Source organism: Streptoalloteichus tenebrarius (genome assembly GCF_024171885.1).
Taxonomy (GTDB): domain Bacteria; phylum Actinomycetota; class Actinomycetes; order Mycobacteriales; family Pseudonocardiaceae; genus Streptoalloteichus; species Streptoalloteichus tenebrarius.
This window is the reverse complement of the sequence record NZ_JAMTCP010000002.1, coordinates 233724-247667: the sequence shown is the minus strand read 5'-3', so window position 1 is coordinate 247667 and position 13944 is coordinate 233724. Positions and strand designations below refer to the sequence as shown.

At 73.5% G+C, this 13944-nt stretch carries 12 protein-coding genes; 5 read left to right on the top strand and 7 right to left on the bottom strand.

The window, feature by feature from the left end; translation table 11 throughout:
* Positions 1-87 precede the first annotated feature (87 nt).
* Both LX15_RS02840 and LX15_RS02835 read left to right on the top strand, forming a co-directional pair.
* Positions 88-1605, top strand: a complete 1518-nt coding sequence (locus LX15_RS02840) for an aldehyde dehydrogenase family protein (protein ID WP_253667858.1) — start codon at positions 88-90, stop codon at positions 1603-1605.
* 505 nt (positions 1606-2110) lie between these two features.
* The gene (locus LX15_RS02835) at positions 2111-3400 is read left to right on the top strand and encodes an MFS transporter (RefSeq protein WP_253667857.1); all 1290 of its coding nucleotides are present in this window, start codon (positions 2111-2113) and stop codon (positions 3398-3400) included.
* A gap of 55 nt (positions 3401-3455) precedes the next feature.
* On the opposite strand, the gene LX15_RS02830 is transcribed toward LX15_RS02835, so the two are convergent.
* From LX15_RS02830 to LX15_RS02815, 4 genes are all read right to left on the bottom strand, one after another.
* On the bottom strand, positions 3456-3743 hold the full coding sequence (locus LX15_RS02830) for a TFIIB-type zinc ribbon-containing protein (protein ID WP_253667856.1): 288 nt from the start codon (positions 3741-3743) through the stop codon (positions 3456-3458).
* 62 nt (positions 3744-3805) lie between these two features.
* On the bottom strand, positions 3806-4804 hold the full coding sequence (locus tag LX15_RS02825; protein ID WP_253667855.1) for a phosphotransferase family protein: 999 nt from the start codon (positions 4802-4804) through the stop codon (positions 3806-3808).
* Positions 4805-4826: 22 nt separating this feature from the next.
* Positions 4827-5951, bottom strand: a complete 1125-nt coding sequence (locus tag LX15_RS02820; RefSeq protein ID WP_253667854.1) for an amidohydrolase family protein — start codon at positions 5949-5951, stop codon at positions 4827-4829.
* Between the two features lies 1 nt (position 5952).
* Positions 5953-7332 (bottom strand): type I glutamate--ammonia ligase, encoded by a 1380-nt coding sequence (locus tag LX15_RS02815; RefSeq protein WP_253667853.1) that lies wholly within the window; start codon positions 7330-7332, stop codon positions 5953-5955.
* An 89-nt stretch (positions 7333-7421) separates the two neighbouring features.
* On the opposite strand from LX15_RS02815, the gene LX15_RS02810 reads away from it, so the two are divergent.
* Complete coding sequence (locus tag LX15_RS02810) at positions 7422-8135, top strand: HAD family hydrolase (RefSeq protein ID WP_308213393.1); 714 nt, start codon at positions 7422-7424, stop codon at positions 8133-8135.
* 431 nt (positions 8136-8566) lie between these two features.
* Here LX15_RS02810 and LX15_RS02805 read toward each other — a convergent pair whose 3' ends face one another.
* Positions 8567-10315, bottom strand: a complete 1749-nt coding sequence (locus LX15_RS02805) for a proline--tRNA ligase (protein WP_253667852.1) — start codon at positions 10313-10315, stop codon at positions 8567-8569.
* 96 nt (positions 10316-10411) lie between these two features.
* On the opposite strand from LX15_RS02805, the gene LX15_RS02800 reads away from it, so the two are divergent.
* Positions 10412-10765, top strand: coding sequence for a VOC family protein (locus LX15_RS02800; RefSeq protein ID WP_253667851.1), 354 nt, complete (start codon positions 10412-10414; stop codon positions 10763-10765).
* Between the two features lie 114 nt (positions 10766-10879).
* Here the strand turns inward: LX15_RS02800 and LX15_RS02795 are convergent, their stop codons facing one another.
* On the bottom strand, positions 10880-11881 hold the full coding sequence (locus tag LX15_RS02795; protein WP_253667850.1) for a phosphotransferase family protein: 1002 nt from the start codon (positions 11879-11881) through the stop codon (positions 10880-10882).
* 95 nt (positions 11882-11976) lie between these two features.
* The gene (locus LX15_RS02790) at positions 11977-12930 is read right to left on the bottom strand and encodes a GNAT family N-acetyltransferase (RefSeq protein WP_253667849.1); all 954 of its coding nucleotides are present in this window, start codon (positions 12928-12930) and stop codon (positions 11977-11979) included.
* Between the two features lie 101 nt (positions 12931-13031).
* Here LX15_RS02790 and yaaA point away from each other — a divergent pair, with 101 nt between their 5' ends.
* The gene (gene yaaA, locus LX15_RS02785) at positions 13032-13772 is read left to right on the top strand and encodes a peroxide stress protein YaaA (protein ID WP_253667848.1); all 741 of its coding nucleotides are present in this window, start codon (positions 13032-13034) and stop codon (positions 13770-13772) included.
* Positions 13773-13944: the final 172 nt, after the last annotated feature.

Genomic DNA, 13944 nt, shown 5'->3' with positions numbered 1-13944 from the left:
GCCTGGCCGCGCCCAACCTCGCGCCAACCGGTCGGGTCATAGCCTCCACGCCCCGCACCCCCGACCAGCGGGCTATGGAGGAGCGTCATGGCGTACGCGCGTCCCGGACAAGCCGACAGCCTCGTGCGGTTCGCCCCCCGGTACGAGAACTTCATCGGCGGCAAGTGGGTGCCGCCGGTCCAGGGCGAGTACCTCGACGACGTCAGCCCGGTCGACGGGCGCGTCTTCACCCGGGTCGCCCGCTCGTCCGAGGCGGACGTCGACCTCGCGGTGACCGCCGCCCGCGACGCGTTCCCCGCCTGGTCGGCGACCAGCCCCGGTGAGCGCGCCAACGTCCTGCTCCGCGTCGCCGACCGTGTGGAGTCGGCCCTCGAACGACTGGCCGTCGCCGAGAGCTGGGAGAACGGCAAGCCGATCCGCGAGGCACTGGGCGCCGACCTCCCGCTGGCGATCGACCACTTCCGGTACTTCGCCAGCGCGATCCGCGCCCAGGAGGGCTCGATCAGCCAGGTCGAGCGGGACCTGGTCGCCTACCACTTCCGGGAGCCGCTGGGCGTGGTCGCCCAGATCATCCCGTGGAACTTCCCGCTGCTGCTCACCGCGTGGAAGCTGGCCCCCGCGCTGGCCGCCGGCAACTGCGTCGTGCTCAAGCCCGCGGAGCAGACCCCGGCCTCGGTGCTGCTGTTCGTCGAGCTGGTCGCGGACCTGCTGCCGGACGGCGTGGTCAACGTGGTCAACGGCTACGGGCCCGAGGCGGGCAGGGCGCTCGCGGTGCACCCGGGGATCGCGAAGATCGCCTTCACCGGGGAGACCAGCACCGGGCAGCTCATCATGCGGTACGCGGCGGAGAACATCCTGCCGGTGACGCTGGAGCTGGGCGGCAAGAGCCCCAACATCTTCCTGCCCGACGTGTTCGCCGCCGACGACGAGTTCGCCGCCAAGGCGGTCGAGGGGTTCGTGATGTTCGCCCTGAACCAGGGCGAGGTGTGCACCTGCCCCTCCCGCGCGCTGGTGCACGAGTCGATCTGGGACGAGTTCATGGACCGCGCGGTCCGGCGCACCGGGGAGCTGGTGCTGGGCGACCCGCTCGACCCGGCGACGCAGGTCGGGGCCCAGGCCAGCGCCGAGCAGCTCGCGAAGATCCTCTCCTACCTGGAGCTGGGGCGCGAGGAGGGGGCCGAGGTGCTGGTCGGCGGGGGCCGGCGGACGGTGCCGGGGCTGGAGGACGGCTACTACGTGGAGCCGACGATCTTCAGCGGCGACAACCGGATGCGGATCTTCCAGGAGGAGATCTTCGGCCCCGTCGTCTCGGCGACCCGGTTCTCCGACGTGGACGAGGCCGTGCGGATCGCCAACGACACCCAGTACGGGCTCGGCGCGGGCGTGTGGTCCCGGGACGGCAACACCGCGCACCGCCTCGCCCGGTCCGTCGAGGCCGGTCGGGTCTGGGTGAACTGCTACCACGCCTACCCCGCCCACGCGGCCTTCGGCGGGTACAAGCGGTCGGGCTTCGGCCGCGAGGGCCACGTGTCCACGCTGGGGCACTACCAGCAGACGAAGAGCGTCGTCGTCAGCTACGACACCAGGCCCACCGGCCTGTTCTGACGCTTCTGACGGCCCGCGCCACGCCGCGGACCCGGCGGACGCTCCCGCGGTCCCACGGGCACGCCTACTGGGGGTGTGCCCGCAGGGTCCGCGGGAGCGTCGCCGTGCTTCACCCCCGCGCGCGTTTCGCCGCCGCCGCCCTCCCAGCCCCGGGCAGCGTCACGCACGCGCGTGCGCGCGACCCCAGGGCTTGGTAAAAGGGGGACCCCCGGTTCTGATTCTTCCGGAGGGGTCTGACATTTTTGGGCCGCCCACCCAACCCAATGGGTGAGATCGGGTTGTTTCACCTGGTCGAACGATGATTCGAGGGTGTTTCTCGTTCGTCTCGAACGCGGGTCACAACGATTTCCCCTCGCCGAACCCGCTTGTTTTCCACGGCTCCTGTCCCCCGGCTCGCACGGTCACCCGACGGCCCCTCCAAGTCGCGCTCTCCGAACACCCGTGTTCCGACCTCCGAACAAAGAGATCTTGACCACGGGGGTGCCCGCCAGGCACGCTCCGCCGCATGACCGCAACTGGGGTGACCGGGACCACGGGCACGTTGGCGCGCGTGGTGGGCGCCGGCGTCGTGGGCACGACCGTCGAGTTCTACGACTTCTTCCTCTACGGCGCCGCCGCCGCGACCGTGTTCGGCCCGGTGTTCTTCCCCCACTCCGACGGCCTGCTGGGCGTGCTCCTGGCGCTGGTCACCTACGCCGTGGGTTTCGCGGCCCGCCCCCTGGGCGGCCTGGTGTTCGGCCACTTCGGCGACCGGATCGGCCGCAAACGGCTGCTCGTGGTGAGCCTGCTGATGATGGGCGGCGCCTCGGTGCTCATCGGGTTGCTCCCCGGCTACCACCAGATCGGCGTCGCCGCGCCCGTGCTGCTCACGGTGCTGCGCCTGATCCAGGGCTTCGCCCTCGGCGGGGAGTTCGGCGGCGCGGTCCTGCTGGTCGCCGAGCACGGCCCCGCCGGCCGCCGCGGGTTCTGGACCGCATGGCCCCAGGCCGGGGGACCGCTGGGGAACCTGCTGGCCACCGCGGCCCTCGCGGCGACCGGCTCGGTGATGAGCGAGGCCGAGTACGCCCAGTGGGGGTGGCGCGTGCCGTTCCTGGCCTCGGTGCTGCTGGTGCTCGTCGGGTTGTGGGTGCGGCTCCAGGTCACCGAGTCGCCCCTGTTCGCCGCCACGCTCACCAAGGAGCGCCCGCCCCGCGCGCCGCTCGTGCAGGCGCTGCGCACCCACCCGCGCGCGCTGTTCAGCGTGTTCGCCGCGCGCGTCGGCGAGAACGCCACGTTCTACGTCTTCACGATCTTCCTGCTCGTCTACGCGGGCAGCGTCGGCCTGCCCAAGCACGTCGCCACGGGCGCGGTGACGATCGGGTCCGTGGTGCAGATCGGGGCGATGCTGCTGGGCGGTGCCCTGTCCGACCGCTGGGGCCGGCGACCGGTGTCCGTGGCGGCCGCGACGGGGGCCGCCGCCTGGACGGCGGCCTTCTTCCCGCTGGTGGGAAGCGGCCAGTACGGGCTGGTGCTGCTCGCGGTGGGAGTCGGCCTGCTGCTGCACGGCCTGCTCACCGGAGCGCAGTCCGCCTTCTACGCCGAGCTGTTCGACACCACGGTGCGCTACTCCGGCGTCTCCCTCGGGTACCAGGCGGCGACCCTGCTCGCCGGCGCCGCCGCCCCGCTGGTGGGAACCGAGCTGCTCCGCACGACGCACTCGCCGGTGCCCATCGCGCTGCTGCTGGCGGGCTGCCTGGCGCTGACCGTGCTCGGCATGCTCCTCGCGCCCGAGACCAGCCGGCGGGACCTGGCCTAGCCGGCCGGCGACCGGTCCGCTCGCCGCCCCGGCTCCCCGGGGCGGCCGACCGGCGTCAGGACGAGAAGAACAGGCGGCTCACGCCGTGCTTGTGGTGCCCGTGGTGGTAGTGGCCGTGCGGGGCGTGCGCGCCCCACGCGGGCTGCGCCGGGTAGGTGGGCGGCGCGGCGGGAGCGGGGGCCGGAGCCGGCGGGACCTGCTGCGCCCACTGGCCCTCCAGCCGGGTCAGCGCCTCCAGCTCGCCGAAGTCGAGGAAGATGCCCCGGCACATGTCGCACTGCTCGATCTGAACGCCGTTGCGGTTGTACGTCCGCATGGCCCCGTGGCACTTGGGACACTGCATTGGTTCGCCCCTTCTCGGATCGGTCCGAACCGGACAAGTCGGCACGTGATCGCCACGATACGTCATCGGGAAGCGTGAAGATCGGCGATCCGACGGCAGGTGTCGACCAGCGCCTGGTCCACCTCGTCGAGCCCGCGCCCCTCCCGCCCCGCCCTCAGGACGCCGACCGCGGCCGACTGCACCACGTACACCCGCGCCGCGACGTCCACGGCCGGCCAGGGGTCGCCGACCGCCGGCACCGCGGGCCCGCCGGCCCGGCGGTAGGCGCCGAGGAACCGCTCCCACACCTCGGACGGCAGCAGACCGGCGGCGTGCCAGGCGGCGACCCGGCCGAGATCCCAGGACGGGGCGCCCAGCCCCAGGTCGTCGGTGTCGATCAGCAGCCAGCCGTCGCCGCTCCCCTCGCGCGCGGCGTGCGGGTCGCGTCGACGGACGAGCTGACCCAGGTGCCAGTCGCCGTGCGCGAGCACCAGTCCCGCCGGTCCTCCCTCGTGGTCGCGCCAGTCGGCCGCGTCCGGCGCCCGCACCCAGGACGGGAGCGTCGCGTGCGCCCGTCGGATCTCGGTGACGGCGCTTGAGGAGTCAACGCGGTCGAGTTCCCGGACGGTCCGCGCGAGACGGGCGGGGGCGCCGCACCTCGGGACGGCCGTGACGGGCTCGGACAACCCCGACAACAGCACGGAGTGCAACGCGGCGAGCAGTCGGCCGGCCTCCTCCCACGGAACCGGCCCTTCCGGATGCACCGGCTCACCCCACGGCCACGCCGTGACCAACCGGTCCTCGACCCTGGCCACCCACCCGTCCGCGTCACCCCACCGAACCGGCGGGAGAACGACGCCCCGCAACCCCGGATGGCTGGCGAGGACGAGCCGGTCCCGCAACACCGCCTCGTCCATGTCCGGGCGGTGCGCCTTCACCACGACGTCGCCCACCCGCACGACGAGCACGTCCGCCCGCTCGGCCAGCACCACCGGCTCCGCGTCGGGGTCGCCGCCGTCCACCGAGCGGGCGAGGGCGGCCATTCCCGCGAGCAGGGCGGGCGCGGTGTTCGTGGTCGTCACGCCGCCATGATGGCCTCCGCCGTCACTCCGGCATCCTGGTGTAGACGCGCAGCGCGTTGTCCCGCGCCACCGAGGCGACGAGCCGTTCGGCGTCGGCGCAGGTCAACACGTCGTCCGCGATCCACGCGTCAAGCAGCCGCCCCAGCTCCCGGCGCCAGAGCAACGCTCCGAGGAAGTGCAGTTCGGGCAGCCCGTAGCCGTCGGAGGAGAAGCACACCGCGCCGAACGGGGCCAACTCCAACAGCTCCGCCAAGACCGCGCCGGACCGTGCGCCGACGTGCGGGACCGCGAGCCCGACGTCGACGACGACGTGCCCGAACACGTGGGCGAGGTAGGCGGCCTGCCGGTGGTACGGCCAGCAGTGCAACAGCACGACGGTGGTCCCGCTGTCCCTTGTCGCGGTCAGGAAGTCGGTGAGCAGCGACGGGTCCGCCTGGTGGAGCCGCAGGTCGTCGTCGCCGAAGCCGGTGTGGAGTTGCAGGGGCAGGCCGAACTCGGCGCCGACCCGCACCCCGAGGTGGACCAGCCAGCCGATCACCAGCGGGTCGACGAGGCGACCCCCGACCGCGAACCAGCGCCCCACGGCCGCCGCCAACGCCGCGGGCGAGGGCGGCCGGGCCGGCAGGTCCAGACCGGCGCGGTAGGCGGCGACGCTCTTCAGCCCGACCGCGCCGGCCGCGGCACGGTGCAGTTCGGTCTCCAGGTCGGCGGCGAACTCCTCGGCGGAGCCGCCCGCCTCGGCGACCCGCTCGGCGAGGGTCTCCAGCCGGACGATCTCGTGGGCGGTCCCGGCGGCCAGCTCCGCCACCTCGGGGACACCGGTCAGGGTGACCGGGGTGAACCCGGTGTCGACCAGCCAGTCCGTCACGCCGGCGGCCCGCAGCAGCCGGGTGCTGGCCTCCCACCACCCCAGCTCGGCCCTGCGCTCCAGGTACTCGTCGGCCTCGGCGTGCGCGGGCAACCCGAGGACCGGGGCGCACCAGCGGCGCACCGCCAGACCCAGCATCGAGTCGAACCGGCTGCGGTCCGGCGTGGCCCGCGTCGCCTCGGTGAGCAACGCCTCGAACGCCAACCGGTCCAGGTCGGTGGTCACCACCCCGTGGCAGTGCTGGTCGATCAACGCCGCGTCGTCGGTCAGCCCGGCCATGTCAGAACCGCCAGCGGGTGAGGGCGGCCAGGTCGGCGGGGCTGGCGTCGGCGTGCCGCTCGGCCTCACCCCGGCGCACGGCGAGCACGGCGTCGTGCAGCGGCTCGCCCATCGCCCGCCGGAGCACCGAGGACGCGGCGAGCGCGTCGACCGCCTCCCCCGGCGTGGTGGGCAGCCGCCGCACGCCGGCGCGTTCCCGCGCCGCCTCGCTCCACGTCGCCGGGTCGCCGTGGATCTCGGCCGGCAGCCGCAGGCCGTCGTCCACACCGGCCAGCCCCGCGGCGACCACGGCGCCGACCACCAGGTACGGGTTGCCCGTCGCGTCGAGGCACTTCACCTCCGCGTTGGCCGCCCACGCCCCGGTGCCGACGGTACCGGTGACCAGGCGCATCGCCGTCTCCCTCGTCTCCCGCCCCCAGCACTGCCACACACCGGCCCACCGCGACGGCTGGAGGCGCAGGAAGCTCGCCGGGTTGCCGGCCCCGACGGCGACCAGCGCCGGCAGCTCGCGCAGCACGCCCGCGAGGAACGCCTCCCCCCACGGCCGGAGCCCGTAGCGGCCCTGGCCCCCGGTGAACGCGTTGCCCTCCTCGTCGTGCACGGACAGGTGCAGGTGCGCGCCCGCGCCCACCCTCCCGGGAACGACGCACGGCGCGAAGGAGGCCTGCCAGCCCCGCGCCGCGCTGAGCCGTCGGATCGTGTGCCGGACCAAGACCACGTCGTCGGCCGCGCCGACCGGGTCGCGGGGAGCCACCGACAGCTCCAACTGCGCCACGCCCGCCTCCGGGTGGAACTGCTCGACCGTGACGCCCTGCGCGTCCAGCGCCTCCACCAGGTCCCGGGCGTGCTCGGCGGCCTGGCCGAGCCGGACCAGCCCGTAGGCCGGACCGTCCAACGCCGGCGCGAAGTCCGGGGCCGCCTCCGCCCTGCCCACCGACCACTCGTGTTCGAAGGCCATGCGCAGCCGCAGGCCCCGCCGCCGGGCCGCGTCGGTCTGGGCGGCCGCGAAGGCACGCTGGCACCCGACGAACCGCGGCCCCTCCTGGACGTACCGGTCGACCGGGGCCCACGCCCACCCCGGCTGGCAGGCCAGCGGCGCCAGCCGCTCCGGGTCCGGCACCAGCCGCAGGTCGCCGTCGGGGCCGCCGAGGAACCGCGCGGCGGAGGCGACGTCGTCGAACCCGAAGGTGTCGAAGCACGGCGACGCGCCGACCCCGTACCGGGCGGCCGCCGCCAGCCCGCCCACCGGGACGGCCTTGACCCTCGCCACCCCTGCGTTGTCCACAAAGGACAGGGCAACGAGTGCGACGCCGTGCGCGCGCAGGTGCTCGGTGAGCTCCTCGCTGCCCTCGGCGGCGGCCGGGATCCGGTCGGGCGTCACGTTGCTCGTCCTACCCGGACGAGGCGGCCCCGGCATGACCCGGCGCCCGCTGTTCGCCCGACCGGGCGACGAGATGCCAGGATGGCCGGGTGATCCGGGAGACGCCGCACCGGCTGGTGCTCTGGGACGTCGACCTGACGCTGGTCGACGGCGCCCGGCTCGGCCGAGCCTGGTACGCGACGGCGCTGCGCCGGCTGACGGGTTTGGAGCTGCGCCATCCCCCGACCTTCGCGGGGCGCACCGAGCGCGCGGTCACCCTGGAGGTGTTCGCCGCGCACGGACTGGACACCGGGAACGGGCTGGTGGAGGCGTTCTTCGCCGAACTGGTCGCGGTCGCGGCCGAGGGAGCCGAGCTGCTCGCCGCGCGGGGTCGCGCGCTGCCCGGCGCGGCGGCCGCCCTGACGGCGCTCGCGGCGCTCCCCGGGGTCACGCAGAGCGTGGTCACGGGGAACCTGCGCGCGATCGCGCGCCAGAAGCTGAGCGTGTTCGGGCTCGACCGGCACATCGACTTCGCGATCGGCGGCTACGGGGACGCCTCACTCGACCGGGCCGACCTGGTCGCGGCGGCGACGGCCAGGGCGAGCGCCGGACGCGCCGTGCCCTACGGGGGCGAGGCCGTGGTGGTGCTGGGAGACACGCCGGCGGACGTCGAGGGGGCGCTGCGCAACGGCGCGGTCGCGGTGGGCGTGGCCACGGGACTGTGCGCCGCGGAGGATCTCCGCGCGGCCGGCGCGCACGCCGTGCTGCCCGACCTCAGGGACACCGACGCGGTGCTGGACGCCGTCCTCGGCCGCTCCACCTGACCCCGCGCAGCCCCCACCCTCTCCGGGGGGCGAACCCCGGTCCAGCGTAACGCGGAACCCCGCCTCGACCCAGCCACAGGACGCTACCTGTGGATAACTGACCCGCCTGTGGACAACTGGACAGCCGTCCACATAGGACAGTCTGTCTCAACGGACCCCTTCGAACACCACACCCCGGCCCATCAGGCGATTCCCCTCGAACAGGCCCACGCGATGGACTGTCCACAAAGGACGGGAAAGCCCGATGTGGTGGCCTGGCGGACCCCGCGAACACCCCGGCTCCCCTTCCGCCACCGGAAAATCCGCCCGGTGGAGTTTCCCGCGAAAGGCGGGCAACTCCACCGGGAGCACCGGCCGCAAACAGCGATGGCGGCCAGAAGTGGTGGGTGAGGAAGGGGAATGGGGTCAGGAACGGCGGCCAGGAATGGCGCTCAGGAACGGCAGAGCGCCACCAGGTGAGAAACCACCTCGTCGGCCGCCACCTCGGTCCGCTCGCCCGTCGCGCGGTCCTTGACCTCGACCACGCCCTTGGCCAGACCTCGGCCCACCACCAGGATGGTCGGCACGCCGATCAGCTCCGCGTCCGCGAACTTCACGCCCGGCGACGCCGTGCGGTCGTCGAGGAGGACCCGCACGCCGGCCGCGTCCAGCTCGGCGGCGATCCGCTCCGCGCCCGACCGCACCGCGTCGTCCTTGCCGGCGACCACCACGTGCACGTCGGCCGGGGCGATCTCCCTCGGCCACACCAGACCCAGCTCGTCGTGCCGCTGCTCGGCGATGGCCGCCACGGCCCGCGACACGCCGATGCCGTAGGAGCCCATCGTGATCCGGATCGGCTTCGAGTCGGGGCCGAGCGCGTCGAGCTGCGCGGCGTCGGCGTACTTGCGGCCGAGCTGGAAGATGTGCCCGATCTCGATGCCCCTGGCCATCACCAGCGTGCCGCCGCCGTCCGGCGACGGGTCGCCCTCGCGGACCTCGGCCGCCTCGATCGTGCCGTCCGGGGTGAAGTCCCGCCCGCACACCAGGTCGATCACGTGGTGGTCGAGCTTGTCCGCGCCGGTCACCCACGCGGTGCCGGTCACGATCCTCGGGTCGACCAGGTACCGCACCCCGTGGTCGATCAGCGCCTTCGGGCCGATGTAACCCTTGACCAGCCACGGGTTGGCGGCGAAGTCCGCCTCCTCCAGCAGCGCGACCTCCAGCGGGGCGAGCGAGGCCTCCAGCCGCTTGAAGTCGACCTCCCGGTCCCCCGGCACGCCCACGCCCAGCAGCTCCCACTCGTCGGAGCCGGGCTGCCGGGTCTTCACCATGACGTTCTTCAACGTGTCGGCCGCGGTGAACGTCCGGCCCAGCTCGGCCGCGTTGAGGAAGTCCACCAGGCTCTGGATGGTCGGCGTGTCCGGGGTGTGGTGCACCTCGGCCGGGGGCAGGCCCTCGATCGGACGGGCGGGCGGCGCGGGCGTGGTGACGGCCTCGACGTTGGCGGCGTAGCCGGTCTCCAGACACCGCACGTAGGTGTCCTCGCCGACCTCCGCCGGGGCGAGGAACTCCTCGCTGGCCGAGCCGCCCATCGCGCCCGAGACCGCCGACACCACGTGGTACTCCAGGCCAAGCCGGTCGAAGATCCGGACGTAGGCCTCGCGGTGCAGCTCGTAGGACCGCTTCAGCCCCTCGTCGTCCAGGTCGAACGAGTAGGCGTCCTTCATCACGAACTCGCGACCGCGCAGGATGCCCGCGCGCGGGCGCTCCTCGTCCCGGTACTTGTTCTGGATCTGGTACAGGATGACCGGGTAGTCCTTGTAGGAGCTGTACTCACCCTTGACCATCAGGGTGAACAGCTCCTCGTGCGTCGGGCCGAGCAGGTAGTCGGCCTTCTTGCGGTCCTTGAGCCGGAACAGGCTGTCGCCGTACTCGGTCCAGCGGCCGGTCGACTCGTAGGGCTCCTTCGGCAGCAGCGCGGGGAAGTGGACCTCCTGCGCGCCGATGGCGTCCATCTCCTCGCGGACGACGCGCTCGACGTTGCGCAGCACCCGGTAGCCCAACGGCAGCCACGAGTAGATTCCCGGCGCGATCCGCCGCACGTAGCCGGCGCGGACCAACAGCTTGTGACTGGGCACCTCGGCGTCGGCCGGGTCCTCGCGCAGGGTGCGCAGGAACAGCGACGACATCCTCGTGATCACGGCGGAGTGCTCCCCGGTAGCGGAACGGAACGTGTTCGTGCAGGGTACCCGCGCTGCCCATCCGGATTTGTCGGTGCCTGACCCTACGGTGCGGCCATGTCCCTCGCACTGAAGATGGTCACGATCGACTGCCTGGACCCGCACCGGCTCGCCGAGTTCTGGACACGGGCGCTGGGCGCCAGCGTCGTGGGCGACTGGGGCGGGTTCCTGGTCCTCGGCGTCGAGGGCGCGCCCGCGCTGGGGCTCCAGCGCGTGCCCGAGCCGCGTGCCGGCAAGAACCGGGTGCATCTCGACTTCGCCGCGGACGACCGCGAGGCGGAGGTGCGCCGCCTGGAGGAACTCGGCGCCACCCGGGTCACCGAGCACAGCGCGCCCGGACTGGCCTGGACGGTGCTCGCCGACCCGGAGGGCAACGAGTTCTGCGTCTCCGACCCGGTCGACCACGCGTGACCCACCCCGGGGATCAGGGGCGTCTCGTCGTCATCGCGCGACCGCCGGGGCCGGTGTGAAGCGACGCGCCCTGCCGTGAACGACGCCCACCGCGTCCGCCCCCTTTTCCCCAGGTCAGGGCCAGCGGGTGCGGTGGGCGACCCACCACCGGGCGACGGCGGCCGCACGCCGCTGGTAGGCGCGCAGCCCGAGCGAGCCGGCCGGCTCCGGCAGGCGGCTGTTCAGCTCCCAGTAGCCAGCCCATGCGGCCGCGAACCCGGTGACCGCCCAGGCCGGAACGCGGGCCACCGCCGGCCGGGACAACACCAGCCGCTCGGCGTCGGCCGGCGAGTGTCCGGCCAACAGCAGGTGCGGCACCAGCGCGGCGATGTCCAACCAGGCGGCGCCGTGACACGGGTAGGACCAGTCCACGACCATGACCCGTCCGTCGGCCACCCTCCGGATCATGTTGTCGGGCCGGAGGTCGTTGTGCAGCAGGGTGTCGCCCTCGGCCCACGGGTGCCACGCCGTCTCCACGGCGACCAGCGAGTCCAGGTTCCGCGACGCCCACGGGTCCAGGTCGGCGGGCGGGGCGACCGCCAGCGCCGCCCACCCGCGCAGCAGGGGCGCCAGATCGACCAGCACGCTCGGCGCGTCGGGCAACGGGCACGGGGTGAAGGCCTTCGCCAACCCGTTCAACGCGCTCAACACGGCGGCCAGGTCCGGGGAGCCCGGACGGACGTTGGGCTCCCGGCCGTCCACGTCCTCGAAGGCGAGCACGATCCACTCGTCGTCGACGCGGAACAGCAGACGAGGCGTGGGCGCGCGCTCCGGCAGGCGCTCCGCGACCCTGCCCTCCAGGCGGTAGCTGGCGGCCTGCGCGTGCGTCGCCGGCAGGCCCTTCACGAAGACCCGCCGGCCGTCGGCCAGCGCCAACCGGGACGCCAGGCCCGGGGTGAAACCGCCGACCTGTCCCCAGGCCTTCCGGACGGACACCCCGAGCCGTTCCTCGACGATGGCGCGGACCGCGCCGGGGACCTCGGCCCAGGAGGGCCGCACCACGCGTCCGGTGTCGGCGAGCGTCATCGGCCCCGCGCCCGCCCCCACCGGGACCGCCCCCACCAGGGGCGGCGGCACGTTTGGTCACGCATGATCCGTCTCCCGAGAGCGGCGCCGAGCGGTGGGAACCCGCCACGGGCTCACGAGCGCGTGACCAGACGGTCACGCCGTGATCATTGTACGGCCAGGCCCCGCTCGACCGCCGGCAGCGCCCGCGAGTACGCCACCCAGCCGGTGGCCACTTCGAACCCGCACCGCTCGTAGATGCCGAGGGCGCCGGTCGGGTTGCTCACGTCGACCCCGAGCTCCGCCCGCTCGAAGCCGTTCCGGACGTAGGCGGCGAGGGCGTGCATGAGCAGGGCCGTCCCCGCGCCGCGCCCCCGCCACTCACGGCGCGTGCCGAGGAGGTCGATGACGGCGGAGCGGACCCCGGTCGCCTCGGTGTCGGCCGGGTGCTCCCGGGTCAGGAGGTACGCCGCCACTTCGCCGTCCGGCGTCAACAACAGATAGGAAAGGGACGGGCGGAAGCTGTACGAGCCGGTGCAGGCACGCTTCCAACGTTCCTCGTCCATGGCGGAGTTTCCCCAGTGGTCGACGAACGCGGCGTTGTGCGCGACACGCACCTTGTCGTCGAGTTCGGCCGTGTACTCGACCAGGCGCAGGCCCTCGGGCACGACGACGGGGTCGATCGGTCGGCCCAGGTCGCGTCGCATGTCGTAGAAGCGGCGGATCGGGCGGAGGCCGAGCTGCTCCAGCAGGGCCGCGAACTGCCGGTTCGGCTCGTGGCAGCCGACCTCCATCTCCGCCGGGATGTCGGGGTGGCGCTCGCGGTGCAGCTCCTCCCCCCTGGCGAAGAGGCGACGCAGCAACTCCGCTCCCAGACCACGCCCGCGGTGCGACGGGCGGACCGCGCCCTCCACGCGAACGCGGTGGATCCCCTCGTCGGTGACCCGCCCGGTCACGATGCCCTGGGCGACGAGGGTTTCCCCGTCGAACGCGACCAGCGAGTCCCTGCCCAACTCGATCGTGGGATCGGAGATCCACTCCTCCAGGTCCTCCGCGGTGGTGCGCTCCCCGGTCTGGTCGACGGTCTCGACCTCGTCGAGCAGCTCCACCCACGCTGACATGTCTTCGCTGCTCATGGCCCGCCAAGTGATTTCCATGGGCGTCGACCGTATGAGTGCGGCCATGAGCGGGGCCACACGTTTTCGCGGCCTAGGGTGGTGCCGTGCTGGTGTTGCTGCCCCCCTCGGAGACCAAGGCGGCCGGAGGCGCGGGCGCGCCGCTGGACCTGGACGCGTTGTCGTGGCCGGAGCTGACCCCCGCCCGCCGCCAGGCGGCGAACGCGCTCGTCACGCTGGCGTCCGACGTGTCGGCGAGCCTGGCCGCGCTCGGGCTCTCCGAGCGGCAGGAGGCCGAGGTGGAACGCAACGCGGTGTTGTGGTCCTCGCCCACTCTTCCCGCCCTGCGCCGCTATACCGGTGTGCTCTACGACGCATTGGACGTGGCCAGCATGAGCCGGGCGGAGTTGGCCCGCGCCGAGCAACGGCTCGCCGTGGCCTCCGCCCTGTTCGGACTCGTCCGGGGAGCCGACCCCATCCCCGCCTACCGCCTGTCGGCAGGCAGCGCGCTGCCCGAAGTCGGCCCGCTCCGCGACCTGTGGCGCCCGGCACTCGAACCCATCCTGTCCACTGTGGACGACCTGATCCTCGACCTGCGGTCCGGTGCGTACGCGGGGCTGGCCCCCGCGCGCGGCGCCGTCACCGTCCGGGTCGTGACCGAGGACGCCACCGGCCGGCGGAAGACCGTGAGCCACCACAACAAGGCGTACAAGGGCCGGCTCGCGCGGGTCCTGGCGACGACCCGCGCCGAGGTGCACACCGCGCGGGACGCCTGCCGGGTGGCGCGGCGAGGCGGGCTGTCGCTGGAGCAGACCGGAGACCTCGGCCTCGACCTCGTCGTCTCCTGAAGAAAAACCCGTTGCGCGACCAACGACACCAGCGCCATGCTGGACCGCACGTAGTCGGAAACGGCCCAGTCGGCCACGGGCAGGAAAGGGGTGACCTCATGGCGGTCTTTGTCACGACTTCCACTTCGCATCCCGTTCACCAGCCCCATCGGCCGAGCGCGACGACCGGCTG

Excerpts from the sequence above, each read along its gene's own strand:
- LX15_RS02840 (WP_253667858.1), top strand. The coding sequence starts at position 88 with ATGGCGTACGCGCGTCCCGGACAAGCCGACAGCCTCGTGCGGTTCGCC.
- LX15_RS02830 (WP_253667856.1), bottom strand. The coding sequence starts at position 3,743 with ATGCAGTGTCCCAAGTGCCACGGGGCCATGCGGACGTACAACCGCAAC.
- LX15_RS02790 (WP_253667849.1), bottom strand. The coding sequence starts at position 12,930 with ATGTCAGCGTGGGTGGAGCTGCTCGACGAGGTCGAGACCGTCGACCAG.
- LX15_RS02800 (WP_253667851.1), top strand. The coding sequence starts at position 10,412 with ATGTCCCTCGCACTGAAGATGGTCACGATCGACTGCCTGGACCCGCAC.
- LX15_RS02820 (WP_253667854.1), bottom strand. The coding sequence starts at position 5,951 with ATGGCCGGGCTGACCGACGACGCGGCGTTGATCGACCAGCACTGCCAC.
- LX15_RS02835 (WP_253667857.1), top strand. The coding sequence starts at position 2,111 with ATGACCGCAACTGGGGTGACCGGGACCACGGGCACGTTGGCGCGCGTG.